Origin of the sequence: Haladaptatus sp. SPP-AMP-3, assembly GCF_049568665.1 — an archaeon.
Taxonomy (GTDB): Archaea; Halobacteriota; Halobacteria; order Halobacteriales; family Haladaptataceae; genus Haladaptatus; species Haladaptatus paucihalophilus.
In genome coordinates, this window is sequence record NZ_CP145897.1 from 711,840 (window position 1) to 736,471 (window position 24,632).

Annotated in this window: 26 protein-coding genes and 1 tRNA gene; 15 read left to right on the forward strand and 12 right to left on the reverse strand. The window is 63.3% G+C overall.

Annotation, left to right across the window (positions count from 1 at the left end; translation table 11 throughout):
- Positions 1 to 292 precede the first annotated feature (292 nt).
- Positions 293 to 1,639 carry a ribonuclease J gene (locus V5735_RS04285; protein WP_069450851.1) on the forward strand — a complete coding sequence of 449 codons (1,347 nt, stop codon included), beginning with the start codon at positions 293 to 295 and terminating at the stop codon, positions 1,637 to 1,639.
- Between the two features lies 1 nt (position 1,640).
- Entirely contained in the window at positions 1,641 to 2,696 is a 1,056-nt protein-coding gene (idsA3, locus tag V5735_RS04290; protein WP_423745233.1) for a geranylfarnesyl diphosphate synthase, read from the forward strand.
- 131 nt (positions 2,697 to 2,827) lie between these two features.
- On the opposite strand, the gene V5735_RS04295 is transcribed toward idsA3, so the two are convergent.
- Positions 2,828 to 3,163, reverse strand: coding sequence for a hypothetical protein (locus V5735_RS04295; RefSeq protein WP_423745234.1), 336 nt, complete (start codon positions 3,161 to 3,163; stop codon positions 2,828 to 2,830).
- 486 nt (positions 3,164 to 3,649) lie between these two features.
- On the opposite strand from V5735_RS04295, the gene V5735_RS04300 reads away from it, so the two are divergent.
- Positions 3,650 to 5,428 carry a glutamate--tRNA ligase gene (locus V5735_RS04300; RefSeq protein WP_423745235.1) on the forward strand — a complete coding sequence of 593 codons (1,779 nt, stop codon included), beginning with the start codon at positions 3,650 to 3,652 and terminating at the stop codon, positions 5,426 to 5,428.
- A gap of 107 nt (positions 5,429 to 5,535) precedes the next feature.
- On the opposite strand, the gene V5735_RS04305 is transcribed toward V5735_RS04300, so the two are convergent.
- A complete protein-coding gene (locus V5735_RS04305; protein ID WP_423745236.1) occupies positions 5,536 to 5,691 on the reverse strand; it encodes a hypothetical protein in 156 nt (51 codons plus the stop codon).
- Positions 5,692 to 5,819: 128 nt separating this feature from the next.
- Between V5735_RS04305 and V5735_RS04310 the strand changes: the two genes are divergently transcribed.
- Positions 5,820 to 6,107, forward strand: coding sequence for a HalOD1 output domain-containing protein (locus V5735_RS04310; protein ID WP_069450856.1), 288 nt, complete (start codon positions 5,820 to 5,822; stop codon positions 6,105 to 6,107).
- Positions 6,108 to 6,143: 36 nt separating this feature from the next.
- Entirely contained in the window at positions 6,144 to 6,821 is a 678-nt protein-coding gene (locus V5735_RS04315) for a helix-turn-helix domain-containing protein (RefSeq protein WP_423745237.1), read from the forward strand.
- Here V5735_RS04315 and tmcA read toward each other — a convergent pair.
- The 3 genes from tmcA to V5735_RS04330 form a co-directional block, all read right to left on the reverse strand.
- Positions 6,818 to 9,154, reverse strand: a complete 2,337-nt coding sequence (gene tmcA / locus V5735_RS04320; protein WP_423745238.1) for a tRNA(Met) cytidine acetyltransferase TmcA — start codon at positions 9,152 to 9,154, stop codon at positions 6,818 to 6,820. The two genes, V5735_RS04315 and tmcA, sit on opposite strands and share 4 nt — an antisense overlap.
- 187 nt (positions 9,155 to 9,341) lie before the next feature.
- Positions 9,342 to 10,196: a cytochrome c oxidase subunit 3 gene (locus tag V5735_RS04325; RefSeq protein ID WP_423745239.1), complete on the reverse strand. Its 855-nt coding sequence runs from the start codon at positions 10,194 to 10,196 to the stop codon at positions 9,342 to 9,344.
- Positions 10,197 to 10,369: 173 nt separating this feature from the next.
- Positions 10,370 to 10,531, reverse strand: coding sequence for a hypothetical protein (locus V5735_RS04330; RefSeq protein WP_423745240.1), 162 nt, complete (start codon positions 10,529 to 10,531; stop codon positions 10,370 to 10,372).
- 149 nt (positions 10,532 to 10,680) lie between these two features.
- Between V5735_RS04330 and rpl7ae the strand changes: the two genes are divergently transcribed.
- The 4 genes from rpl7ae to ndk are packed head-to-tail and all read left to right on the forward strand — an operon-like array spanning position 10,681 to position 11,928.
- On the forward strand, positions 10,681 to 11,043 hold the full coding sequence (rpl7ae, locus tag V5735_RS04335; protein WP_007978746.1) for a 50S ribosomal protein L7Ae: 363 nt from the start codon (positions 10,681 to 10,683) through the stop codon (positions 11,041 to 11,043).
- A gap of 11 nt (positions 11,044 to 11,054) precedes the next feature.
- Entirely contained in the window at positions 11,055 to 11,282 is a 228-nt protein-coding gene (locus V5735_RS04340; RefSeq protein WP_007978744.1) for a 30S ribosomal protein S28e, read from the forward strand.
- Positions 11,282 to 11,473 (forward strand): 50S ribosomal protein L24e, encoded by a 192-nt coding sequence (locus tag V5735_RS04345; protein WP_395282320.1) that lies wholly within the window; start codon positions 11,282 to 11,284, stop codon positions 11,471 to 11,473. Before V5735_RS04340 ends, V5735_RS04345 begins: the two co-directional genes overlap by 1 nt.
- Positions 11,470 to 11,928, forward strand: coding sequence for a nucleoside-diphosphate kinase (ndk, locus tag V5735_RS04350; RefSeq protein ID WP_423745241.1), 459 nt, complete (start codon positions 11,470 to 11,472; stop codon positions 11,926 to 11,928). Before V5735_RS04345 ends, ndk begins: the two co-directional genes overlap by 4 nt.
- Positions 11,929 to 12,007: 79 nt before the next feature.
- Here the strand turns inward: ndk and V5735_RS04355 are convergent, their stop codons facing one another.
- A complete protein-coding gene (locus V5735_RS04355) occupies positions 12,008 to 12,658 on the reverse strand; it encodes a ZIP family metal transporter (protein ID WP_423745242.1) in 651 nt (216 codons plus the stop codon).
- A 109-nt stretch (positions 12,659 to 12,767) separates the two neighbouring features.
- Here V5735_RS04355 and V5735_RS04360 point away from each other — a divergent pair, with 109 nt between their 5' ends.
- The 5 genes from V5735_RS04360 to V5735_RS04380 all read left to right on the forward strand — a co-directional run bounded on the left by V5735_RS04360 (position 12,768) and on the right by V5735_RS04380 (position 18,390).
- Positions 12,768 to 12,905 (forward strand): hypothetical protein, encoded by a 138-nt coding sequence (locus V5735_RS04360; protein ID WP_007978738.1) that lies wholly within the window; start codon positions 12,768 to 12,770, stop codon positions 12,903 to 12,905.
- Between the two features lie 434 nt (positions 12,906 to 13,339).
- Positions 13,340 to 14,743, forward strand: coding sequence for a selenium-binding family protein (locus V5735_RS04365; protein WP_423745243.1), 1,404 nt, complete (start codon positions 13,340 to 13,342; stop codon positions 14,741 to 14,743).
- Positions 14,744 to 14,760: 17 nt separating this feature from the next.
- On the forward strand, positions 14,761 to 15,129 hold the full coding sequence (locus tag V5735_RS04370) for a 2Fe-2S iron-sulfur cluster-binding protein (RefSeq protein WP_423745992.1): 369 nt from the start codon (positions 14,761 to 14,763) through the stop codon (positions 15,127 to 15,129).
- Positions 15,130 to 15,679: 550 nt separating this feature from the next.
- A complete protein-coding gene (locus tag V5735_RS04375) occupies positions 15,680 to 18,055 on the forward strand; it encodes a penicillin acylase family protein (protein ID WP_423745244.1) in 2,376 nt (791 codons plus the stop codon).
- The gene (locus V5735_RS04380) at positions 18,052 to 18,390 is read left to right on the forward strand and encodes a hypothetical protein (protein WP_423745245.1); all 339 of its coding nucleotides are present in this window, start codon (positions 18,052 to 18,054) and stop codon (positions 18,388 to 18,390) included. Before V5735_RS04375 ends, V5735_RS04380 begins: the two co-directional genes overlap by 4 nt.
- Before the next feature lie 18 nt (positions 18,391 to 18,408).
- On the opposite strand, the gene V5735_RS04385 is transcribed toward V5735_RS04380, so the two are convergent.
- The 6 genes from V5735_RS04385 to V5735_RS04410 form a co-directional block, all read right to left on the reverse strand.
- Positions 18,409 to 19,011 (reverse strand): class I SAM-dependent methyltransferase, encoded by a 603-nt coding sequence (locus V5735_RS04385; RefSeq protein ID WP_423745246.1) that lies wholly within the window; start codon positions 19,009 to 19,011, stop codon positions 18,409 to 18,411.
- Between the two features lie 61 nt (positions 19,012 to 19,072).
- Positions 19,073 to 19,207 (reverse strand): hypothetical protein, encoded by a 135-nt coding sequence (locus tag V5735_RS04390; protein WP_423745247.1) that lies wholly within the window; start codon positions 19,205 to 19,207, stop codon positions 19,073 to 19,075.
- A gap of 114 nt (positions 19,208 to 19,321) precedes the next feature.
- Positions 19,322 to 19,392, reverse strand: a tRNA-Gly gene (locus V5735_RS04395).
- Between the two features lie 116 nt (positions 19,393 to 19,508).
- Complete coding sequence (locus V5735_RS04400) at positions 19,509 to 20,150, reverse strand: class I SAM-dependent methyltransferase (RefSeq protein ID WP_423745248.1); 642 nt, start codon at positions 20,148 to 20,150, stop codon at positions 19,509 to 19,511.
- 31 nt (positions 20,151 to 20,181) lie between these two features.
- Positions 20,182 to 22,281 carry a type II secretion system F family protein gene (locus tag V5735_RS04405; protein WP_423745249.1) on the reverse strand — a complete coding sequence of 700 codons (2,100 nt, stop codon included), beginning with the start codon at positions 22,279 to 22,281 and terminating at the stop codon, positions 20,182 to 20,184.
- A complete protein-coding gene (locus V5735_RS04410) occupies positions 22,281 to 23,915 on the reverse strand; it encodes a type II/IV secretion system ATPase subunit (RefSeq protein WP_423745250.1) in 1,635 nt (544 codons plus the stop codon). The genes V5735_RS04405 and V5735_RS04410 overlap by 1 nt, the downstream gene beginning before the upstream one ends.
- A gap of 237 nt (positions 23,916 to 24,152) precedes the next feature.
- Between V5735_RS04410 and V5735_RS04415 the strand changes: the two genes are divergently transcribed.
- On the forward strand, positions 24,153 to 24,626 hold the full coding sequence (locus V5735_RS04415) for a DUF5793 family protein (RefSeq protein WP_423745251.1): 474 nt from the start codon (positions 24,153 to 24,155) through the stop codon (positions 24,624 to 24,626).
- Positions 24,627 to 24,632 lie beyond the last annotated feature (6 nt).

The following is a 24,632-nucleotide window of genomic DNA, read 5'->3' on the forward strand; positions in this document are numbered from 1 at the left end:
CGAGAGTGGTTCTCGATGGAATACACTTCCTGAAACAGGAGCGTCTTCGGAACCAACCGATTTCCCTTCTGAGACTAGCTCCCAGAGAACACAATCCCGGCAGTTTTTATTACCCCGGGGCGTAGATGCTTGCAGACTGGGCAACTCGCGGGTGTGCGGTCCCGCCGCGCGCGAGTGCCAGACCGACGTGCTGTAAGACGCCGGGGTCTGACGCTCGCGGCCCCGCGAGTATTTCAGTGAGCAACGCAATCGCCACGCCGCGTGGCGTTTCAATGCTTGAGGAAAGCAAACTATGGAAATCGAAATTGCAACAATTGGCGGCTACGAAGAAGTTGGGCGGCAGATGACTGCCGTTCGCGCAGGCGACGACGTGGTTATCTTCGACATGGGGCTGAACCTGTCGAAGGTGCTGCTCCACGATAACGTCGAGACAGAGAAACTCCACAGCCTCGACCTCATCGACATGGGCGCGATTCCGGACGACCGCGTGATGTCCGATCTGGAGGGCGACGTGAAGGCCATCGTTCCGACACACGGTCACCTGGACCACATCGGAGCCATCAGCAAACTGGCACACCGGTACAACGCACCCATCGTCGCGTCCCCGTTCACCATCGAACTGGTGAAACAGCAGATTCAGGGCGAGGAGAAGTTCGGGGTCGAAAACGACCTCATCAAGATGGAAGCCGGCGAGACGATGCAGTTGAGCGACGACGTTGAACTCGAATTCGTCAACGTCACTCACTCCATCATCGACGCCATCAACCCGGTGGTTCACACCCCCGAGGGTGCCATCGTCTACGGCCTCGACAAGCGCATGGACCACACGCCGGTCCTCGGCGACCCCATCGACATGAAGCGCTTCCGCGAAATCGGACGCGAGGGCAACGGCGTCCTCGCCTACATCGAGGACTGTACGAACGCGGGTCGCAAGGGTCGCACGCCGAGCGAGTCGGTCGCTCGCCGCCACCTGAAAGACGTACTGTACAGCATCGAAGACTACGACGGCGGTATCGTGGCGACGACGTTCTCCAGCCACATCGCCCGCGTCAAGAGCCTCGTCGAGTTCGCCGAGGACATCGGACGGACGCCCGTCCTGCTCGGCCGCTCGATGGAGAAGTACTCGGGCACCGCGGAACGCCTGAACTTCGTCGACTTCCCCGAGGAACTCGGCATGTTCGGCCACCGAAAGTCCGTCGACCGGACGTTCAAGCGCATCATGAAGGAGGGCAAGGAGAACTACCTGCCAATCGTGACCGGTCACCAAGGTGAACCGCGCGCGATGCTGACGCGCATGGGTCGCGGCGAGACGCCGTACCAGTTGGACAGCGGTGACAAGGTCGTCTTCTCGGCCCGCGTCATCCCGGAACCGACGAACGAAGGCCAGCGCTACCAGTCCGAGCGACTCCTGAAGATGCAGGGCGCACGGATTTACGACGACGTGCACGTCTCGGGCCACCTCCGCGAGGAGGGGCACTACCAGATGCTCGACGCGCTGCAACCCCAGAACGTCATTCCCGCCCACCAGGACATGAAAGGCTTCGCGCCGTACGTCGACCTCTGTGAATCGCAAGGCTACCGACTCGGCAAGGACCTTCACGTAACACGTAACGGCAACCTCATCCAACTGGTGGAGTGATATGACTGACGCGAGTACGGAATCACGTGAAGAACTCGTCATGCAGACGGTCGAGCAGCGCCGCGAACTCGTCAACGCGGCCATCGAGGAGGAACTCCCGATAGTCGAACCGGAGCGTCTCTACGAGGCGTCCCGCTACCTGCTCGACGCGGGCGGGAAGCGCCTTCGACCGACGGTCCTCCTGCTCGTCGCGGACGCGCTGGCCGACGTCGAACCGATGTCGGAAGCGTACCGGAAGTTCCCGGCGCTCGACGGAACCGAACTGGACGTGATGGCCGCCGCGGTGAGCATCGAAGTGATCCAATCCTTCACGCTCATCCACGACGACATCATGGACGACGACGACCTCCGTCGTGGCGTTCCGTCGGTTCACCGTGCCTACGACACGGAAACGGCGATTCTGGCCGGTGACACGCTGTACTCCAAGGCGTTCGAAATCATGCTGGAGACGGACGCCACGCCCGACCGCTGTGTCACCGCGCTCGACGTACTCGCATCCACCTGTACAAGAATCTGTGAAGGCCAAGCGCTCGACGTCGCCTTCGAGGAGCGTCCCGACGTCCTTCCGGACGAGTATCTCGAAATGATCGAGAACAAGACGGCGGTCCTCTACGGTGCGGCGGCGAAGGTTCCGGCCGTCCTCCTCGGTGCGGACGAGGAGACGACGGAAGCCCTGTACCGCTACGGTATCGACGTCGGACGGGCGTTCCAGATCCAGGACGACGTGCTCGATTTGACCGTGCCGAGCGACAAACTCGGCAAACAGCGAGGAAGCGACCTCGTGGAGAACAAACAGACAATCATCACGCTTCACGCCCGCGGTCAGGGCGTGGACGTGGATTCGTTGGTCGAAACCGATGACGTCGGTGACGTGACGGAAGCGGAAATCGACGAGGCAGTCCAGCGTCTCGAAGCGGCCGGAAGCATCGAGTACGCCACGGAGAAAGCACAGGAACTCGTCCAACGCGGAAAGGACCACCTGAGCGTTCTGCCGGACAACGAATCGCGCTATCTGCTCGAACAGATAGCCGATTACCTCATCGAACGCGGTTACTGAGGCGTCCGGCGGAACCGTCTTCCGTTTCTTCGAATATATCACGTATCCGCCAGTCCCGACTCTCGAGTGTCGTTTCGCGCGACGAAAAAATGGCCGCTGAAACCGCTCTGATAGACCGCGAATGATTCTCTTTACGAATCGACGTTCACGTCGTCACCGGCGTTCGCGTTGGTGTTGTCCTGGTCGATACCGTTGTCCGACACCGTATCGTCTCCGGGACCGTTGCCGTTGCCCGCGATGACGACGTGCGTGTCGTCGACGCTGTTACTGTCATCGCCGTCGGTTATTCGCTGACTGTTGTCGGTCGTTTTCTTGTCCCCGTGATTCCCGCAGTTCGGATTCTTATCCTCCGAATGGGTGTTACATCCGGGATGGTCGTTGGTCGCTGCGACGGAGCCGACTCCGACGCTAGCGATCATCGTCGCCACGACCGCGAGCGTCAACAGCGTTCGTAGTGTTCGTATCATTGGTTTTCTCCACGAGCGGTGGTCGACCGCTCGAAAACCCACTGCGATCGGGGTGTATTTTAAACCGTCCGACCGTTGACCCAGTTCGCGTTGTTCGTGTTTCAACACATTTCGCGCTACGAACGTCGGATGCGTAAGTTGTCAGCAGTTCGAAAACAGAAGACGAACGGCTCGCGTTCGCTGTAACCCCGTTCCGAGCACGGGCCGATTCATCGGCGGAAACACGAAGTAAGGACGTACAAACATTCAAAAAACCCTTACTGTTCTCGCTGATTTTTGTATTGTTTATCGAATACTCTCCAAACGGTTGTTTATTATATCAATCCAACTAGTTCTAATTGTCATCAACCGTCAATACCGTTTTTCAAACCTCAGGTTTGCGTTATCTCTCGTGTCGTGAGGGTACTACGTGCGGACCGAAACACGGAGGGACGGTACTGCACCGAAAAGCGAGATTTTTCACCCTGACCCCCAAATCGTTCGATAATGGACGACGAGTTGCGGACGCGAATCGAGACGGAGGCGGAGAAACACGCGCTATTCAACGCGTTGAAACACGACAGCGACGCGGACGTCGGTGCCATCATGGGGTCGCTGATGGGGGAGAATCCCGACTTCCGCGAACACGGCGGCGAAGTGCCTGGTATCGCGGGAAAGGTCGTCGCGCAGGTGAACCAGTTGGACGCCGAGGGACGACGCGCCCGACTCGAAGAACTCGACGCCGAACTCGTCGAAGAACTCGACGCGGAGGACGAGGAAGACGACCGAGTGCTCCCCGACCTGCCCAACGCCGAGGAGTACGACGAGATTCGGATGCGCTGTGCGCCGAACCCCAACGGGCCGTGGCACATCGGGCACGGACGGATGCCCGCCGTCATCGGGACGTACAAGGACCTCTACGACGGCGAGATGCTGGTGCGCTTCGACGACACCGACCCGGAGACGAAGCGCCCGGACATGGACGCCTACGACGCGATTTTGGAGGACATCGACTACCTCGGCTTCGAACCGGACGAGGTCATCAAAGCCAGCGACCGCCTCGAAATCTACTACGACCACGCCCGCGACCTCATCGAGAAGGGCGGCGCGTACACCTGCTCCTGTTCTGGCGAGGAGTTCTCGAACCTGAAGAACGACGCGAAGGCGTGCCCACACCGCGACAAGGTCGTGGAGACGACGCTCGCCGAGTTCGAGGACATGATAGACGGGGAGTACGAGTCGGGCGAGATGGTACTCCGCGTGAAGACGGACATCGAACACAAGAATCCCGCCCTGCGAGACTGGGTTGCGTTCCGCATCATCGACACGCCCCACCCGCGTCCCGAGGCCGCCGACTACCGCTGCTGGCCCATGCTCGACTTCCAGTCCGGCGTTGACGACCACCTGACGGGCATGACCCACATCATCCGCGGCATCGACCTGCAGGATTCCGCAAAGCGCCAGCAGTTCGTCTACGACTACTTCGGTTGGGAGTACCCCGAAACCATCCACTGGGGGCACGTGCAGGTGGACGAGTACGACGTGAAGATGTCCACCTCGACCATCAAGGAACTCATCGAGAAGGGGGAACTCGACGGGTGGGACGACCCCCGTGCGCCCACCCTCCAGAGCGTCCGCCGTCGCGGCATCCGCGGCGAGGCCATCCGCGAGGCGATGGTCGGACTCGGCACGTCCACGAGCAACGTCGATTTAGCCATGAGCACAATCTACGCCAACAACCGCGAGTTGGTGGACGACGACGCGCCGCGCTTCTTCTTCGTCCGGGACAGCGCCGAGCAGAGCTCGGCTGGCGACCGGACGTCGTCCGGTAATGGAGTGGAGTATCCGCTCATCGGCGACTACCCCGAGGCGGCGGAACCGCCGGTCCATCCCGACCACGAGGACAGGGGCACGCGCCACATCCCGGCGGGCGAGGCCGTGCGCATCGAAGCCGACGACATCCCGGACCACGGCGACCGAGTCTGGTTGAAGGGACTCGGGTGTTTCGAGCACACCCGCGACGCGCTCCAGTACACGGGCGACGACATCAGCGCCGTCCGCGACGAGGGCGTGGACGTAATCCACTGGGTGCCCGCCGAGGCGAACGTCCCGGTCCGCATGCGAACCATGGACGGCGACGTGGAAGGCGTCGCGGAACCCGACTTCGCGGAGACGGACGCGGACGACATCGTGCAGTTCGAGCGCGTCGGGTTCGCGCGAGTGGATAGCGTGGCGCGAGACAGCAAGGGAGACGCCGAGACGGTGACCTACTTCGCCCACGAGTAGACGACCGCGCTTTCCGCTCGTTGCCGACCCTTCACCACCGACACGGCCGCGAGGACGGACCGACTCGCTCCTTTCTGCGACACTCTCGGTAACCCCCCGTTCCTCCATTACTCCCAGTCCACGTCCTCCAGCGGTTCGGCGACCACGCCATCCTGTCGCGCCAGCACCCTCGCGTGACTCGTGCAGACGAGTCGGTTGTCGCTCCACGGGATGTGCAGTCGAACTGCCGCCTCGTTTTCACAGTCGTTTTCGGCACATTCCATCGGGAATCGCTACGCGTTGAAACCACATGGTCGTAGCGATGGTGTTTTTGAACACATCGAAACGAGTATTATAAAAGGGTTTCAAGAATAACCCCGCGTTTGAGGGCGGCTGCGAAACTCATTTCGCTATGGATGTTGCCGAACTGGAGGAGGGGGCCGATTTTACGTACGACATCGCCCCCGACGAGACTATTACCGAGGGAATCATCACCGCAACGGCAGCGGTGACGAACGCTCGAACGAACGACATGCCACCGCTCTACGAGACGGTCGATACCGACGCGCTCGACGAGCTGTTCGCGGACAGTTGGAGTGGACGCGCGAGAAACACGGGACGGGTTACATTTACCTATTGTGAGTGCGAAGTGGTCGTTCTTAGTAACGGCCGCATTCTCATCGAGGCGACCTCTCGATGAGTGTGTTCGTTACGGAAAGTGGAGGCCAGTGAGGAAATGAGCGTCATCGCCGAATTCACGATACCCACCGAGCAGTTCGCGCTCTCCGACGCCTTCGACGCGATTCCGAACATGGCCGTCGAAATCGAACGCATGGTCGCACATCCCGCGAACCGTATTCTCCCCTACATCTGGGTGTGTGGCGGGACGGCGACAGCAGTCGAGGAAGAACTTCGTGCCGACCCGACGACGGTTGCGGTGACGAAACTCACCGAAATCCCGTACGGGTCGCTCTATCGCGTCGAGTGGTCGAACGAGACGAAAGCGACCGTCGAGGACGTACTGGAAAGCGACCCCGTCATCCTCACCGGAACCGCCGCGAAGGAGGGCTGGGATTTTCAGATGCGATTCGAACACCGCGACCACATCTCGAAGCTTCAAGCCGACCTGACGCATCACGACGTGACGGTCGAACTGAAACGGTTGCACACGCCCGAGACGCCGACCGTCGACGGGCAGTTTCTCCTCACGGCGAAACAGCGCGTAGCGTTGAACGCCGCGCTCGACGCGGGGTACTTCGAGGTGCCGAGGAAGACGAACCTGAGCGAACTCGCCGAACAACTCGACATCAGCCAGCAGGCGTTATCGAAACGACTGCGACGGGCGCACCGGACGGTGAGCCGTCACATCCTCACGACCGGGCCGGACGAAATCCTCGACGACCGGCAGGATTAATCCGAGTAGCGCCGTTTCTCCTCCATCGCGGCGTCGGTTCCGTACGCGTCCACGAGCGGCTGAAACGCCGCGCCCAACGCCCGCATCGCTTCGCCAGGTGAATGAAAACCGAGTTCGTCGGCGACCGCGGGCCAGCGGTGAGCTTGGAGGACTTTTCGAACCAGCAGGCGTTCCTGTCGCTGGGACAGCGCATCCGAGTCGTCCGGGTCGACGAGTTGTTTCACGACCAACCGTCGGAACGGGGCCGGGCCGTGGTCGAACTGTCCCGGCCCGTAGGCGCTGGCGGCGACCAGTCGCCACTCCCAGTCGGTGAGCGACGTCTCCACGTCCGCGTCCGTCGCCCGAAGTGATTCCCGTACCACGTCGGGGTCCATGTCGGCGAGCGCGTCCGAGAGCACCGAGGCGATTCGCCCCGCGAACCGTCGGGTGTGGCGCTCGTACAGGTCGTTCCCGGACGACGAAATCGGGTCGAACATGAGCGCGGAGTACTCGCCGCTGGCGTCGTTGCGCGTCGTGGAGAGTTGCACCGTCCGGTAGCCGTTCTCCCGCCAGAATCGGAGCAGTTCGGGCGTCGCGCCGAACCCCGTGCCGAGCCAGTCGAGGTCGGAACACTCCCGGCGAACCTCGGCGAGCAGGCACGACCCCAACCCCGACGAACGAACGGCGTGGTGGGTGGCGATGCGCATGATGCGCATCCCGACCGGGATTCCGGCGTCGAAATCTCGGAGTTGCGTGGTCAGCACGTCGGGGAGCATGTTGCCCTTCACGCGCCCGCCGTCGTACATGTGTTCGCGCACGTCTGCGGGGAGGTCTCCCTCCCGCGCCAGAAGGGCGACGCTGACGACGTGGCCGTTCCAGCGGAGCGCCCGCACCGCCACGTTCGGGGCGTCGAGCAGTCGGGCGAGGTCCGCCGGTTCGGTTCGGTAGTGCGCCAACACGAGCAGGCCGAACGTCTCGCGGAGCAGGTTCTCGTCGGCGAGCAGGTCGTCCGCGTCGAGCGCCCGGTACTCGGCTCCGTCGGGCGTCGCGTCGGTCACGAGCGGGTCCACCGCGGGGCGGGCGTTGAGCGCGAGCGCGCGAAACGCCCAGACCTCGATTGGGTCGCCCGGCGCGTATCGGATGGGTTCGGCCAGCGCCACGTCGCTCACGTCGTGGTCGCCCTCGTCGAGTCGGTCTCGGAACCGCACCGAGAAGCCCCGCCCGGCACCCTCGTAGCCGTGAATCGTCGTCGTGAACGCGACGCGCGAAAAACGGAGAAACCGCTCCAGCATGCGCACCGGAAGGGCCGCGGCCTCGTCCACGAACACGACATCGGCGTGGTCGCGCTGGCGGTCCTCCGGTCCGTCGTGTGTATTCCGTTGGCCCTTCGGCCCAACGCGTTCGTTCCGTTGGCCCTTCGGTCCAACGCGTTCGATAACATCCGTCGGCTTCTCGTACCGAACGGTCCCGCCCGAATTCACGGTGATCCGCGTCGGCGGGTCGTGGTCTGTGTCAGCGAGTTCGCCCATCGAATCGAGGAGGGCGGCGGCGCGGACGAACACCTCGCGGGCGCTCCGGTAGCTTCGCGCCGTCACGAGGACGTCATCGCCGTCGGCGGCGAAACACGCGGCGGCGATTCCGGCGGCGCTCGACTTTCCGCGGCCCCTGTCGGCCTCGGCGACGACCGCGGTGTTCGGTTCGCGGAGCGCCTCGAACGCGCTGACCGCCGACAGTTGGTCGTCGGTCAGACAGGCGTCGGCGGCGGCGCGCGGAAACTCGTTCAGTGTCGCGTGTTCCGGTGCTCCTTCGTGGTCGGTGTCGGCCAGCCGGGGTGCGGGGTGTGTCAGGCCGTCGTCCTCGACGGTCTCCGAATCCGCGTTCACGATGGCGATGCCGCGGTGGTCGCGGAGGAGGGAGACGAACCGCCGTCGGAAGTTGCCGGTCACGTCTTCGACCCCGAACGGGGGGACCGCGAGGGTCGCGTCGAAGTCGTCCCGGCGGGTCGGCCACGCGTCGAGCGGCGGTGTGAGGAGGACGAACAGACCGCCGCCGTCCACCGCGCCGACGACCCGACCCAGCGCGTTCGGGCGGAGTTCGTCGTGGGCGTCGAAGACGACCGCTTCGTGGGTCGTCCCGAGGAGTTCCCCTGCCTGACGCTGGCTCACCCGTTCACAGTCCACGATGCGTTGCGGGCCGACTTGCGCGGTCGCCTTCTCGGGGATTCCCGCGGCGGCGAGGGCGTTCCGAGCGAGTTCGGACCCCTCGTCGCGGTTTCCCGCGAGGACGAGGAGCCGACGCTCGTTCGTCCGTCGGGCTTCTTCACGGAGCGATGTCGCCAGAGACGAGACGTTCACACCCGTGGTTGGTCGGTCCATCGCAAGGATGTTTCTTTTCGGGTAGAACAGTCAGGAGTCGGGCGAGGTGGGGTTACGTGATGGCGTCAACCCGCTCGCATTTAGCGCGGGGACCTCGCCAGGTAAATAAACCGGTGCCTTCCGTATATGCTTTTTGGCGTTGACAATAAATAGCACGGTGTGGTGCTTAGCCGGAAAGCGTCGCTCCCGCGTAGAGCGAGACGACGAGGAATATCCACACCGCGTCCACGAAGTGCCAGTACATCGTGACGGTGGTGACGGAGGTGTCCCGCTCCGACGAGAACTGTCCGTACGCCGCCCTGACGAACAGGATGCACATGAGGACGATGCCGAGCGAGACGTGGAGGCCGTGCAACCCGGTCAGGCCGAAGAAGGCGCTTCCGAAGACGCCCGAGGTGAGGGTGAACCCTTCGTGTGCGATGAACAGGTTGTACTCGTAAATCTGGCCGCCGAGGAAGACGAACGCCAACAGAATCGTCAGCGCGAGGAAGGTGATGAACCGGTTCCGTTTCCCGCGCAGGAGCGACATGTGCGAGTAGTGGAGCGTGAAACTGCTTGCGATGAGGATGAGCGTGTTGATGAGGACGAGGGAACTCATCACGTCGGGGATGGTCTGGCCGGTCGGCGGCCACGTTCCGACGCGGATGAAGAAGTAGTAGACGAACCCCGCTCCGAAGGTCGCCACTTCGGTCCCCAGAAAGAGCGTCATCGCCCACCGGAGCTTCGTCTGTCCGCCGCCCTCCCGGTACCAGTAGTGGTCCACGAAGCCGTGGTACAACCAGCCGTAGAGTCCACCGAGGAACACGACCGTCCCGAGGACGAAGACGACCGGGCTGGCGATTTGTGGCACGTAGGAGTTTCCCCCGTGGCTCAACACGTAGAATCCCGCGCCGACGTACAGTCCGACGACGCCCATGGCGGAGACGAAGGGCCACCACGACGCCTCGCCGAACCCTTTCGGCCAATCCTCGGGTGCCGGAAGGTGATGGTCCTGTTCCTCGCTCGCCGTCTCTGTACGCATTGCTGTCCCCCCACTCATGAACGCGTGTACGTGTTGGAGCCACAAAACGGGTGTTCGGATTCGTCGGAAACGTTTCTGACGGGATTTTGCTCCGCTTCCGGATGAACTGAAAGCGTTTTGTCATTCGTCCCCCTCGGAATCGGCGCGCCCGGTCCAGTTTTCCGCTTCGAACGTCACTCGGGTTCGAGCGCGAAGGCCGACTTCGAGAACACATCTTCTCGCGGGGAGCGTACCACGACACGCTGTTCTACGAACACCTCCGCGACGAGTGGGACGCCGATTTCGAGTGTCGTGAATAATCGGCCGAAATCGGGGGATAGGAGCGTGTGCGCCACCGTGCCACTCCGTCGTGGATTTGAAAGCGTTTTTATGGGGGCACACTCTACTGGAGTGTACAACCTACGCGGGGTTGATGATGCTCCTAGCCGTACAGGACTCATCCGGCAGGGGAGCCTGAGCCAGCGCGTAGGGAGGTGAACAACCTATGCCAGTATACGTCAACTACGACGTCCCAGCCGACCTGCAGGACCGAGCGCTCGACGCGCTCGAAGTCGCACGGGACACAGGAAGCGTAAAGAAAGGAACGAACGAGACGACCAAGGCTGTCGAGCGCGGCAACGCCGACCTCATCTACGTCGCGGAAGACGTTACGCCCGAGGAAATCGTCATGCACCTGCCCGAACTCTCCGACGAGAAGGGAATCCCCTTCATTTTCGTCGAGACGCAGGACGACGTCGGTCACGCGGCCGGACTCGAAGTCGGTAGCGCCGCCGCCGCCATCGTTGACGCTGGCGAAGCCAGCGACGACGTGGACGACATCGCCTCGAAGGTCGAGGAACTTCGGTGAGGTGACTCACGATGAGTGCTGAAGAGACCGGACAGGAGGACTCCACCTCCGCCGAGGTCATCGAAATCGTCGGTAAGACGGGGATGCACGGCGAGGCCATGCAGGTCAAATGCCGCATCCGCGAAGGCAGCAACCAAGGGCGAATCATCACTCGCAACTGTCTCGGACCGGTCCGAGAGGGCGACGTGCTCCAGTTGCGAGAGACCGCACGCGAGGCAGACTCCATCGGAGGACAATAATGCCACAGACGCGAGAGTGTGATTACTGCGGAAGCGACATCGAGCCCGGTACGGGAACGATGTTCGTCCGCGTAGACGGAACGACCATCCACTACTGCTCGGCGAAGTGCGAGAAGAACGCCGACCTCGGTCGCGAACCGCGCGACCTCGAATGGACCGAGCAAGGCCAAGCAGAGAGTGGTAACGAATGAGCGAACGAACCTTCGTGATGGTCAAGCCCGACGGCGTTCAGCGCGGCCTCATCGGGGAGATCGTCTCCCGCTTCGAGGACCGAGGTCTGAAGATGGTCGGCGGCAAGTTCATGCAGATAGACGAGGAACTCGCCCACGACCACTACGGTGAACACGAGGGCAAGCCGTTCTTCGACGGCCTGGTCGAGTTCATCACCTCCGGACCGGTCTTTGCGATGGTCTGGGAAGGGCAGGACGCAACGCGACAGGTTCGCCGCATGATGGGCGAAACCGACCCAGCCGAATCCGCCCCGGGTACCATCCGCGGCGACTTCGGTCTCGACCTCGGCCGGAACGTTATTCACGGTTCGGACCACGAGGACGAGGGCGCGAACGAGCGCGAAATCGACCTGTTCTTCGACGAGGACGAACTGGTCGATTACGAGAAGATAGACGCCGAGTGGCTGTACGAGTAAGTCACTGACGCGGTGCGTTATTTTTCTACACCCGACGACCCAGAGCGGAGCAACCGATTTCGACGGGGCCTCGAACCCGTCACGTCAAAACGAACGTGAGTAGAAATCCGGCCGCGGTTGCCAGCGCAACCAGTGGTCCGCCTTCGTCGAACGCTTCCGGCATCACCGTCGCGGCGAGGGTTTCGTCGCGGAATCCGGCCGAGACGACATCGCCGATCATGACGGCGGCGGTGAGCAGTCCGGCGACGAACAGCCAGAGCGCGACGGTTTCCCGCTTCGAGTAGTTCCGTTTGCGCATGTCCGCCGCGCCGTTGAGCGACTCGGGGAGGTTCGAGGCGAAGATGGCGACCAGCAGGGTGAGGTAGTGGACGTGCCCGCCACCGGCGATGGTAACGCCGAGGGCAGTATTCTCGGGAACGCCGTCGAGGGTGACGCCAGCCAGTAGTGCGAATCCCGACTGGCTCGCGGCGTAGCGGTCTATCAGCAGGTCGGCACCGACGAAGACGGTCGCTCCGCCCATCAACCCGCCACCCGCGTACCACGGGCCGCCCGCCTCGAACGCCTCCTGGAACAGGTCGAAGGACAACGCGGTGATGAGCGCGCCGCTGGAGAAGGCCAACGCGGCCGCGACGACGTCCTTCGGCGGTGTCCAAAACGCCCCGACCGCGCTTCCCACGACCAAGGCGCTCGACGCGAGCGCACCGACGACGAGCGGTGTCGGAAGAAACACGGTTCGTGGTTGGAAACGGAACCCGTTAGCGATTCCGGCCCTCTCGGATTGCTTTTATCATCGCCGAAGTGACCAAAAAGCAGATAATCGAAAGCGAGAACGACGTCGTATGGGACACTGTATCGCGTGCGGCGAGGACCTCATCGAAGTCGTAGAGAGCGAGACGGACGCGAAGTTCAGCGACGCGACCGTCTGGGAGTGTTCGGAGTGCGGTGCGATTCTCGGCGTGTCGGAATACGGGGTGTGAGACGGGAGACGGAATCGTTGGAGATGTCTTGGGTCAGTTCGTCCTTGCGAGGGCAGTAGCGACGAGGACGGCCCAGAAGGCCCCCGTCTGCTCGCTTCGAAATGATGTGGGCGATTTTGCTGGGACTGCAACTACCGAGCAACGATGAAGACCGCCTCGCACCGCAACCGTCCACGCACCGTCGCGCGCCGTGCAGTTGATTCGGAGCACCTAGTCCGTTCAACTGGGCGGGCGGGGGCTTTCGAGGTGGTCTGTTTCTCGGTCCCCCCCAATCCCACGCCCGACAAACACCGCTCCTCGAAACAACCGGATATCCCGCTAGCTGGATACGCAGGCTCTACGAAGCTCGAGACATCCCGTTATTTTGCGGCAATATTTGCCTCAACACTCCCCGTCACGACCGGCGCTATCGAAGGTCGAACTGGAGGGGGACCATGAGCGATACCGAATCAAGCGAAAGCGGAGCGCACGAACACCACGAACACCACCACGACGTTGAGGGGCCGGGCTACGCGACGCCACAGGCCGCCATCGAGGAGGCGGAGCGCGAGACGGTTGCGTACGTGCCGTCGTTGTACGTCGGGACGGACGTCGATGCCCCCGACTTCCTGTCGGTCGTGGACGTGAACCCGGACTCGGACACGTACACAGAGGTCATCGACCGCGTGGAGATGCCGAACAAGGGCGACGAACTACACCACTTCGGCTGGAACGCCTGCTCTTCGTCCTGCCACGTCGAGGGGCTGGAGCGACGCCACCTCGTCGTTCCCGGCCAGCGGTCGTCGCGGTTGCACATCATCGACACGAAGGACCGTGAGAACCCGGAAATCGTCAAAGTCATCGAGCCGGAGGAGGTGTACGAGTACGACCTGTCCGCGCCGCACACCGTCCACTGCATTCCCGACGGGGAAATCCTCATCTCGATGCTGGGGAACGAGGACGGCGACCTACCGGGTGGCTTCCTCGAACTGAACGACGACTTCGAAATCGAGGGGCGCTGGGACCCGCCGGGCGAGATCGAGATGAACTACGACTTCTGGTATCAGCCGCGGCACAACGTGATGGTCTCCTCGGAGTGGGCCGCGCCGAAGACCTACTATCCCGGCTTCGACTTGGAAGACGTCGAGGCGGGCAAGTACGGTCACAAACTCCACTTCTGGGACTGGGAGCAGGGACAGCTCCAGCAGACCATCGACCTCGGTGAGGAGGGGATGATTCCGCTGGAAGTCCGGTTCCTGCATAGCCCGGAGGCGGCCCACGGCTACGTGGGCGCGGCGCTCTCGTCGAACATCTTCCACTTCTACGAGCGCGAGAAGGAGTGGTTCGCGGAGAAGGTCATCGACATCGAACCGCGCGAGCACGAGGACTGGGACATGCCCGTTCCGGGCCTCATCACCGACCTCCTCGTTTCGATGGACGACCGCTACCTGTTCTTCTCGAACTGGTTGCACGGCGACGTGCGGATGTACGACGTGAGCGACCCGTCGAACCCGCGCCTCGCTGACCAACTCTGGGCGGGCGGGCTGTACGGCCCGCGCCACCCGACCGGCGAGGACGACAGACCGGTCGTCGCGGGGCCACAGATGCTCCAACTCAGCATCGACGGCGAGCGCCTGTACTGGACCACCTCGCTGTTCTCCACGTGGGACAACCAGTTCTACCCGGAGGAGGGCGAGAAGGGGTCCGTAATGCTCAAGGCCGACGTGGACCCGCGGAAGGGGACGATGACGCTGGACGAGGACTTCCTCGTGGACTTCGGCGAGATGCCGAACGGTCCCGCCCGGGCGCACGAAATCCGGTGGCCCGACGGCGACACCACGAGCGACGTGTGGCAGTGACGGAGAACGACGGAACAATCGCGGAGCGCGACGGAACGGCCGCCGAACGCGACGCCGACGGCGGCCGCGACCGCCATCGCGTCGAACTTCGCTGGCGCGGGGGCGGAACGGAAACCGTCCGCGCCGCGGACGCCGAATCGGTGCTGGAAGCGGCCGAGCGAGAGGGAATCGGCCTGCCGTTCGGTTGTCGAACCGGCGCGTGTGCCACCTGCACCGGTCGCCTGCTGTCCGGGGAAATCGAACACGAGCGCGAATCGCGGGCGTTGAAGGCGGATTCGCTGGCGGACGGCTACGTCCTGCTCTGCATCGCCCGCCCGAAGACGGACTGTCGAATCGAAGTCGGGACCGACGTTCATTCGGACCTCGTGACGAACCCGTGGAAGTAGTGGATAGGATAGCGTGTTCGCGGAATCGGAGTGGAAAAACGGTTTTTGGATGCGCTCGGATTTGACGCGGTTGTAAGCGCCAAGAAGCAGTCCTCGAACGCCCCCGTCCGCTCGCTACGAGATGCTACTGGTTTTGTTGAAGTCGAAACTGCAGAGAGGTAGTCGCTGAAAGCCCCCGTCCGCTTACTCCGTTCGCGGGACCGGGCGGCCCCTTTCAGAGTCCACCTAATCACAGCGACCGCACAGTACCGCAAACCGCCTCAGCCACGCCCTCCCCAACCGATTCCTTCGCATCCGCTCAGTCATCCCTCGCGTGATAATCAGCAGACCCTCGGCCGTGATGGCCTCGGGCCTGCTGGCGCACGCGCCGAAATGGTTGGTCCTATTGTGAGCGTTCGGGGTTTCAGGACACGGCGCGATTACATTCGTGGCGGAGGCGCGGAACGTTCGACGCTCGCTTACGGCGATTGCAACGGAATTAAACCTACCACTCGTTTACAATTGGGGCCGAGGCGGGGGCATTTATATCGGCGAGGTCACACGTTGTGGTATGGATGACGATATCACGCGCCGTGCCCTCGTCGGCGCGATACTCGGGGGAACGGCCGTCGGCGGGTCGCTCTCGCCCGTTCGGAGCTACCTCCGGCGCTTCGCCCCCTTGAGCGGGTCGGCGTGGGAGAGCGCGACGGACGACGTGAACGAGTCCGTCGAAAGCGAGTACGGAACGGCGAAACTCCGCTACGACGAGGACGGCGTGCCGAACATCACGGCCGAAACCGAGGCAGGGCTCTACTTCGCGGTCGGCTACGCGCAGGCGCGGGACCGGCTGTTTCAACTCGACCTACAGCGGCGGTTGATGCGCGGGCAGGTTGCCGCCGTCGTGGGCGAACTGGCGGCCGACTCCGACGAGTTCCACGTCCAGATGGATTTCGCGGGCGGGGCGGACGCGACGTGGAACCACATCGCCGATTCGGAACCGGAGGCGGCGGAACCCGTCCGGGCGTTTTCGGCGGGCGTGAACGCGTACATGGAGAACGAACCGCTCCCGCTGGAGTTCGGACTGCTGGAGTACGAACCGGCGCGGTGGACCCCTGAAGACACGATGCTGCTGGAAAAGCAGATTTCGTGGACGCTGACGGGGAACTTTCTCACCCTCCGCCGCGCCAAGGTCGCCTCCGCGCTCGGCCCGGACGCCGCGACGGACCTCTATCCCGAGCGACTCGACCACGACTCGCCGGTCATCCGCGGGAAGGATGATGGGAAGGCGAACGAGGGAACGACGGCGAACGGTGTCTCCCGACGGAACGAGGCGACCGACTCGGAAGGGGTCGGAGCGCCGTTGCTCGATTGGCTCGGCGGCTTCGAGCGCACCCACGGCATCGGGTCGAACAGCTGGCTCGTCTCGGGGAAACACACGAAGAGCGGGAATCCAATCGTTTCGAACGACCCGCACCTGTCGCTGATGACCCCGCCGGTCTGGTACGAGATGAACCTCGGACAGGGCGACATGCGCGTCCGCGGAGTCACGTTTCCGGGCGTTCCGTTCGTCGTCATCGGCGAGAACCACGCCGGGGCGTGGGGGTTCACCAACGCCGGTGCGGACGTCATCGACTTCTACCGGTACGAAACCGACGGGAATCGGTACCGCTACGAGGGCGAGTGGCGCGAGTTCGAAACCGAGGAGCGGGAAATCGAGGTCGCCGACGGTGAAAACAGGACGGCGACGGTTCGAAAGACGGTCCACGGACCGGTACTCGAACGCGAGGGCTACCGGGTCGGCGTCGCGTGGACGGGCCACACGGCGACGAACACGACGGCGGCGATCCGCGAGTACGCCAGAAGCGACGGCGTGGACGACTTTCGCGCGGCGACGAAGCGGTTCGACGAACCGACGCAAAACCTCATCTACGCCGACCGGGACGGCAACACGCTCTACTACGTCACCGGGAAGATTCCCCGCCGAACGGTGAACGGCGAGGAAGTCCGCGGCGACTGGATTTTCGACGGCTCCGCCGGAGAAGGCGAGTGGGAAGGGTTCGAATCCTTCGGCGTCTCGTCGTGGGAGGGGTTCGTCCCGTTCGAGGACAAACCGCACGTCACCGACCCGGACCTGATAGCGACCGCGAACCAGCGAATCACGGACGACCCGTACCTCTCCGAGGGGTACTCCAGCCCCTACCGCGGCCAGCGAATCTACGAACTGCTGGACGAGAAGGCGAAAGCGGGGGCCATGGACGTGAAAACGATGGCGGAGATTCAGGACGACACGCTCGACAAACGGGCGGAAACGCTCGTTCCGACGCTACTGGACGCCGCGGGAGGGGCGGACGGCCTCGAATCGGCGGTCCAAACGCTGTCACGGTGGAACTACCGGATGGAACGCGATTCGGAGGCCGCCCTGCTGTTCGTCCACTGGTTCGACGCCTTCCGCGAGGAGGCGCTTTCGGACGCCTTCGAAGAGGCCGGGTTGGACGAGGACTACTACCCCCGCGATTGGGTGCTGGCGCACCTCGACGGCGAGCGCTGGTTCGGAAGCGAGGGGCGACAAGCGGCGATGGTCCGCGCCCTCCGAACGGCGTCGGAGAAGGTCGCGGAGAGCGACGACGAGGTGTACGGCGATTACAACACGACGGAAGCCATCACGCATCCGTTCGACCAGTCGTTCCTGAACTATCCCGTGCTCCCGACGGACGGGTCGAGTCACACCGTGAACAACTATCGGAAGGACTCCGCGGTCGGCAGCAGTTGGCGGATGATCTGCCCGATGGGAGGCGACTCGAAGGCCATCGTCCCCGGCGGCAACTCGGGCGATTACTTCTCGGACCACTACCACGACCAACTCCGCCGATGGGCGAACACGGAGTACAAACCCCTGTCGCACGAGATTCGCGGCGACCTCGCCGTCGAATTCGGAGGTGACGAATGAGCCGAGTGAACCGACTCGACGCGCTCCGGGCGAATCCGACCGCGAGACTGTCGTTCGTCGCCGTCGGTGCGGTCGTCGGACTCGCCCTCGCGTGGACCCACTGGCTCGGCCTGTTGGTCGGCGGCGCGCTCGTCAGCATCCCCGCGGTGACACCGAGACGCGGCGTACTCGCGGGATTCGGCTTCGGCGTGCTCGCCCTCCTCCTCTTCTCCGGACTGCTCGCGCTCCACGGGTCGTTCAGCCACGCACTCGGTATGGGGCAAATCACCGCTCTCGCCGCGGCGATTCCGCTGGTTCTCGGAACCGTCGGTGGGCTGGCGCGGTCGTTGGCGTAGTAACTCCTTCTCCCCCACTCAGGCTCGCGCCAGCAGTTGCACCCACGAGTCGGTCGCATCGACGCTGGCCGATTCGACGGTGAACCCCGCGCTATCCGCCATCGACCGCAACTCGTCGGGTCGGTAGAGCGTGAACCGTCGTCCGTCCTCGTCGTACACGTCGCCGCTCATCTCGCCGTCGCCGTGTTTGACCGAGAGGAGGCAGACGCCGCCGGGTCGGAGCACCCGGCGGAACGTTTCCAGCGTTTCGGGAGCGTCCCCCCGCGGGACGTGGAGAAACGACGCACAGGCCCACAGGCCGTCGAAGGAATCGGATTCGAACCCGAGGCGACGCATGTCCATCCGCGCGAAATCGGCGGCAGGGGCGACCTCCCGCGCCGCCCGGAGGAAGTTCGGCGTGAGGTCGATGCCGACGACCTCGTGACCGCGCTCCGCGAACGTCGCCGACTCCCACCCGGGACCACACCCCACATCCGCGATTCGAGCGCCCTCCTCGGCCACTCCCTCGACGGCCGTCAGAAATCGCTCGACTATCCCCTCGACACCCGTTCGGTCCGCGTGCAGTTCCCGATACTCGTCCGCGACCGATTGGTAGGTCGAAATCGTCTCCGGGTCCGTCATCGTTCGGTTCGGATAACGGAAAGCATCGGTTTAGTTGTCACTGTTGGAGGAAGTAATCCGGCTACGGCGGTTGCGACTCGAAGAAGCGATAGTGGAAGAATGCACTGGACGGGATTTGAACGACGCCGAGACGTTCCGGGTCGCTCGGGGAGAGTGCACCTCTCCCCCTGTTTTCGTTCGCTCCTTCGTCGCTCACGAAAGCACGCTTCCCGGGCGTGCGACTCGTCTACTTCAAATCCCTCGTGAATTTCCTCGCTTCGAAACCGACCGACACAGCAAGCTTGTCGCTCGGGGGGTAGCGCTCGGAAAATGCACCGGACGGGATTTGAACCCGTGCCATGAGCTTGGAAGGCTCAGGTCCTGCCACTAGACCACCGGTGCGTACTCTCACTCCGTTCCGAGTACGCACCGAGGCTCGCAAATCCGAAGGATTTGCTCACCACCGGTGCGTTCGAATACGAGTGTACTCCTGAATTGTGCCCCCCGGCTTAAGGGTGTTACTGTTTTCGCCCGCGGACGACGGCGTAACAGTTCCCGCTGGAGATGGACACGTCGTCGGAAACGAGGGCGCTCTCGTCGAGGTCCTCGCGGAACTCGTCGGGCGAGTAGATGTGGTAGAACCGAGGCACCGTCTCCCCGCCGGGGAGCGTCCAATCGACGGTCGTGTCGAATCCCTCCTCGCGGTCGAATTTGTCGTGAGCCGTGCTCCACGCGCTGACGAGCGCGGTTCCGTCGGGTGAGAGCACGCGGGCGAGTTCGTCCAGACTGCCGACGCGGGCCTCGCGGCTCGGTAGGTGGTGAAGCGTGGCGACGTAGACCGCGAGGTCGATGGTGTCGTCGGCGAGCGGAATCCGGGCCGCGTCGCACTGCACCAGTTCGAGGTCGAAGCCGCGTTCCGTCGCCCGTTTGCGGGCCTCGGCGAGGAGGCCCGCGCTCACGTCCCCGCCGATGACGCGGCTGGCGCGCCCGGTCAGCAGTTCCGCGTGCCTGCCGTTGGCACAGCCGAGGTCGAGGGCCGTGGTGCCCGCTCGACCGTCGAGGAACGATTCGACTTCGGGCCACGCGTACTCCCTCGTCTTGGCGAAGTGGTCCGCGATGCGGTCGTAGGTCGCCCGTACGTCGTGACTCGTCGGGTTCACAGTCGAACTCTCGCGCCGGGGGGTAAATCTCCTACGGGTAGACCAGGAACTCGATGAGCAGGAAGGCGACGTAGGAGATGGCCAACATCGTCGTCGCGTGCTTCGCGCCGTCGCGTACCGTTCCCTCGCCCATCTTCCCCGCGACGAACCCGGAGACGACGGCTTGGACGAGCGCGGTGTGGAAGAAGACGATGGTGTAGGCGTGAATGTCCACCGCCGCGGCGTTGCCGAGGCCACCGACGCTGACCGGACCACCGGCCGCGTTCCCGGCGGGAAGGTCCCGGAGCGCGGGAACCAGGATGGCCGAAAGCGCCCCGATGATGACGAGGAAGACGAAAAACGAGAGGTAGATGATGATGAGATAGGTTTTCATCTCGTCCTCGCGCTGGCGCTGGAGCCGTCTCGATTCCTGTGCGTCGTCCGCGGCGATTCGAAGGACGCGCCCGATGTCGCCGCTGGCGTGCATCGCGTTCGTCACGAGCGAGACGACCCGCGTGACGGTCGGCGTGTCGATTCTGTCCTCGAACCGTCGGAGCGCGGTCGCGGCGTCGGTTCCCCACTCGATGTCGCGCGACATGCGCTCTAACTCGTCGTTCAGCGCGCCGAGGTCGCTGTTCGTCACCCGACGGAAACTCTCGACGACCGTCATCCCCGCCTCGTTGAGGCTGGCGAGTCGGTCGAGCATGTCGGGAACGGCGGCCTCTATCGCTTTAACCCGGCGACGGTACGCCCACTGAACGACGGCGTACGTCCCCAAGACGAACAGCGCGGCTTGTATCACGACGCCATCCACGGACGCGGGCGTCGCCGTCCCCGCTTCGAGGTCGGGAAAGACGCGGAGCACGACGGAGAGGAGCGCGAGCGGGACCGTCACGTACAACAGCGTATCCGGGTTCCGGCGGACGGTTCGGAACGGGTCCGCGAATGCGTCTCGAACGTCCTTGAATCGGTCGTAGGCCGCCAATCGTTCGACGTTGGTCGGGGCGGTTCCGCCGTCGCTCACCGCCCGTCCGGCGTCCGGGTCGGCGACGCGCCGGACCGTCGGAACGGTGATACTCGGCGTCGTTCTCGACTCGCGGCTGATGCGAAGCGATTCCGTGATGCTGTCGAGATACACGACGAATCCGACGGTACCGAGGGGGATGAGCAGATACGCCATCAGATAGAGGAAGTCGAGCGTGTCGGCGACGCCCATCAGTCCCATGATGACGAGGATGGTGATGAGCAGGAGCGGGCCGACGACGAACAGCGAGACGTACCCCTCGGCGAGCACCGAGAGCAGTTCGAGGAACGCCTCCTGTTCGGCTTTCGCGTCCCGCTGATAGCGCTCGTACTGCTCGCTCAGATACGTCGGAAGGCTCTGGCCGCTCTGGAGGACGCTCGCCAAGTTTTCGCCGAAATCCTCGAACTTCTCGCTCGGCGACTGGCGCGACATCTGCTTGATGGCGGTCAACACGTCGAGTCCGAACAGGTCCATGGCCTTGACGCCGACCCCGACTTCCGCCGCCGCCTCGCCGTACACGTCGCGGTTCCGCGCCAGCGTCCGCATTATCGCGGGCATTCCCATCCCGCTCCGGGAGAGCGCGTAGGTGAACGCGACCGTTCGAGAGAGGCTGCCGTCTATCTTCCGGGAGCGGGCGTTTCCTCGGTAGGACGGCAACTCCCAGCGAAGCCAGTACGTCAGCGCGCCACCGAGGAGGCCGACCGTCGCGCTGCTGAACACGAGCAGGACGAACAGTTCGCCGAGAGTGAGCGAGGGGACGACCACGAGATTGGCGAGGAACTGCAACCGCGCCGGGAGTTCAGCACGGAGCGTCGCCGGGGAAACCGAAAGGACGGCCAACACGAGCCCGACGACGTAGATACCGATGATGCTGCCGGAGATGGTGGCTAATGTGGTGTACACCCACGTTTTCGACGCGTACAGTCGGTACGTCTCACCGACGTGCGCCGCCCGCAACTGCTCCTTGCGGCGGTTCCGTTTCCGCCCGCCGTCGCGGACGTAGCTGCCGAAGAACTGTAACGAAACGCGGGTGACGGTTCGGTACGCCGTCCTGCTGATGGGCGAGAGGGCAACGGGTGCGAGAAACACGAGCGCGAGGACGAGCGGGACGAAGTTGAGCAGACCCATCAGTCGAGCTCCACGACGGCCGAGTCGGTGCTTTCCCTGACGTTCGAAACGACGGTCTCCGGGTCGGCGTAATACTCGTTGACCATCGCCGTAAAGCGCCGATAGTCGGAGATGCCGTTCTCGCGGAGATACTGGAGGACGAGTTTCCTGTCGCGGAGTTCGGTGAGCAGTTCGGACTGCGACCAGCCGTGGTCGCGTCGAATCTCGTCCAACACACCGCTGTCGCGCTTGCGGAACGTGTCTGTGCTCGGCTCCCACGAGAACGTGGTCGTGTAGTCCAGATCGCCGGTTCGCTGGTCGATGCCGTTGATTTCGGCGAGCGTCTGCGTCCGCCGCAAACGCTCCTCGCCGACGTAGGTCAACGACTGAATCGAGAGGATGTCGAGCGACTGTATCATCGCCCGCGGGACGTTGATGGGTTCGTTTTCGAGGCGGTTGATGACCGTCTGCACCGAGTCGGCGTGCATCGTCGAGTAGGTGGTGTGACCGGTGTTCATCGCCTGAAAGAGCGTCATCGCCTCCTCGCCGCGGACCTCGCCGACGGCGATGTACTCGGGGCGGTGGCGGAGGGCGGACCGGAGCAGGTCGTACATCGTGATGTCGGTACCCTCGTCCAGCCGGTCGCGGGTCACTGACGACAGCCAGTTGTCGTGATAGAGCGTCAACTCCCGCGTGTCCTCGATGGTGAGCACCTTCGAGCGCGGCGGGATGAACATCGAGATCGCGTTCATCGAAGTCGTCTTACCGGACGCCGTTCCGCCCGCGAAGATGAGCGACTTGTTGTTCTCGATGGCGAGCCAGAGGTAGGCCATCTGGTCGAGGTTGAAGGTTCCGTAGTTCACCAGGTCCACCGGCGTAAACGGCTCGTCGGCGTACTTTCGGATGGTGAACGCCGACCCTCGCGGCGTCACCTCCTCGCCGAGGGCGAGTTCCGCGCGGCTACCGTCCGGGAGCGTCGCCTCGACGACCGGTTCGCCGACGCTGACGTGCTGGCCGGACTGCTGGGCCAGACGGACGACGAGGCTGTCGAGTTCGTCCTTCGAGTAGACGACGTTCGTCCCGATGTCGTTGTACGTGTCGTGGTAGACGAAGATGGGGAGGTCGTAGCCGTCACACGAGATGTCCTCGATGTGCGGGTCGTTGATGAGCGGGTCGAGCTTACCGAACCCGCGAAACGAGCGAAAGAGGTAGTAAAACAACCGGTAGTAGGTCGCGGCGTTCACCTCGACGCCGTACACTTCGAGCAGTTCGCGCAGTTCGTCGCGGAGGACGGTTTCCGCCGTCTCGTCACCCATCTCGCGGCGGTAGATGAGCGACTCGCGCAGGTCAGAAAACAGCCGCTCCAGCAGTTCGACTTCGACGTCATCCAACTCGGGTTCGACGACGTGATACAGGTGTTCGTTCGCGTCCGAGTCGTAGTTGATGGAGACGAACGCGAACGGCGCGTTCACCCAGTACCGCTCCACCTCTTCGTATCCCGGCACTCCGGTGAACGTGATGAGCGACCCGTGGGTCGCCGGGTCGTAATCGCCGACCGAAACGGTCGAACCCCGAAGCATCTCCGCCGTGCGGCGAATCGTCCGTCGCCACTCACGGACGCGAACGGTCAGTTCGTCTAACGCTAACCCCGACATGTTTGTTCCCTGTCCCTCGTGCGGGTGTTTCGAGCGTCGGTCCCCGACCGACTCGCGTTCGCACGTGAGAGACGTATCTTGTCACGCTCATTGGAGTGGGAGTACTTAAATCAATGGCTGGACAATTTCAGTTTCGAGAGGTGTGGGAGGGGTGAGAAATGATACGTGACGTAATGGTCTCGTTTCGAGATATGGCGTTACGTTCATGAGACGCGAGAACGTAGGTTCGCGTACGGAATGAGGCGCGATTATTTCACACTGAACGTCGAAAATATCGACTGGGTTGAAGCGGACGGGACTCCCCGCAAGCCGACGGTAATCATCGATTTCGAGGGACCGTCCGCCACGCTCCGTGAGCGACTTACCGGCCCATCCGACGAACTCCTCGATGCGAGCGAAACGGACGTTACTTTCCGACTCCAAGCCAGTCTGGACGACCCGACGGCGACGGGCGTGGTGAGCGTAACGAATCGAACGACGGGCGATTTTATCCTCGAACTCAACGAGGACGCGGACGACGTGCTCCGATTCATCCGGGCGGCCCGTGCGTACGGCGATGAGACGGACGAATCGAACGGTCGCTATCACGTCGATATCGCCATCAACGGCGACCACGTGGTCGAGTACGACAAGAGCACGTTTCTCGTCTACAACAACGAGGGCAACCTGTTGCGCCAACACAGTCTTATCCCGAGCGGCGTCGAACTGTAATCCACC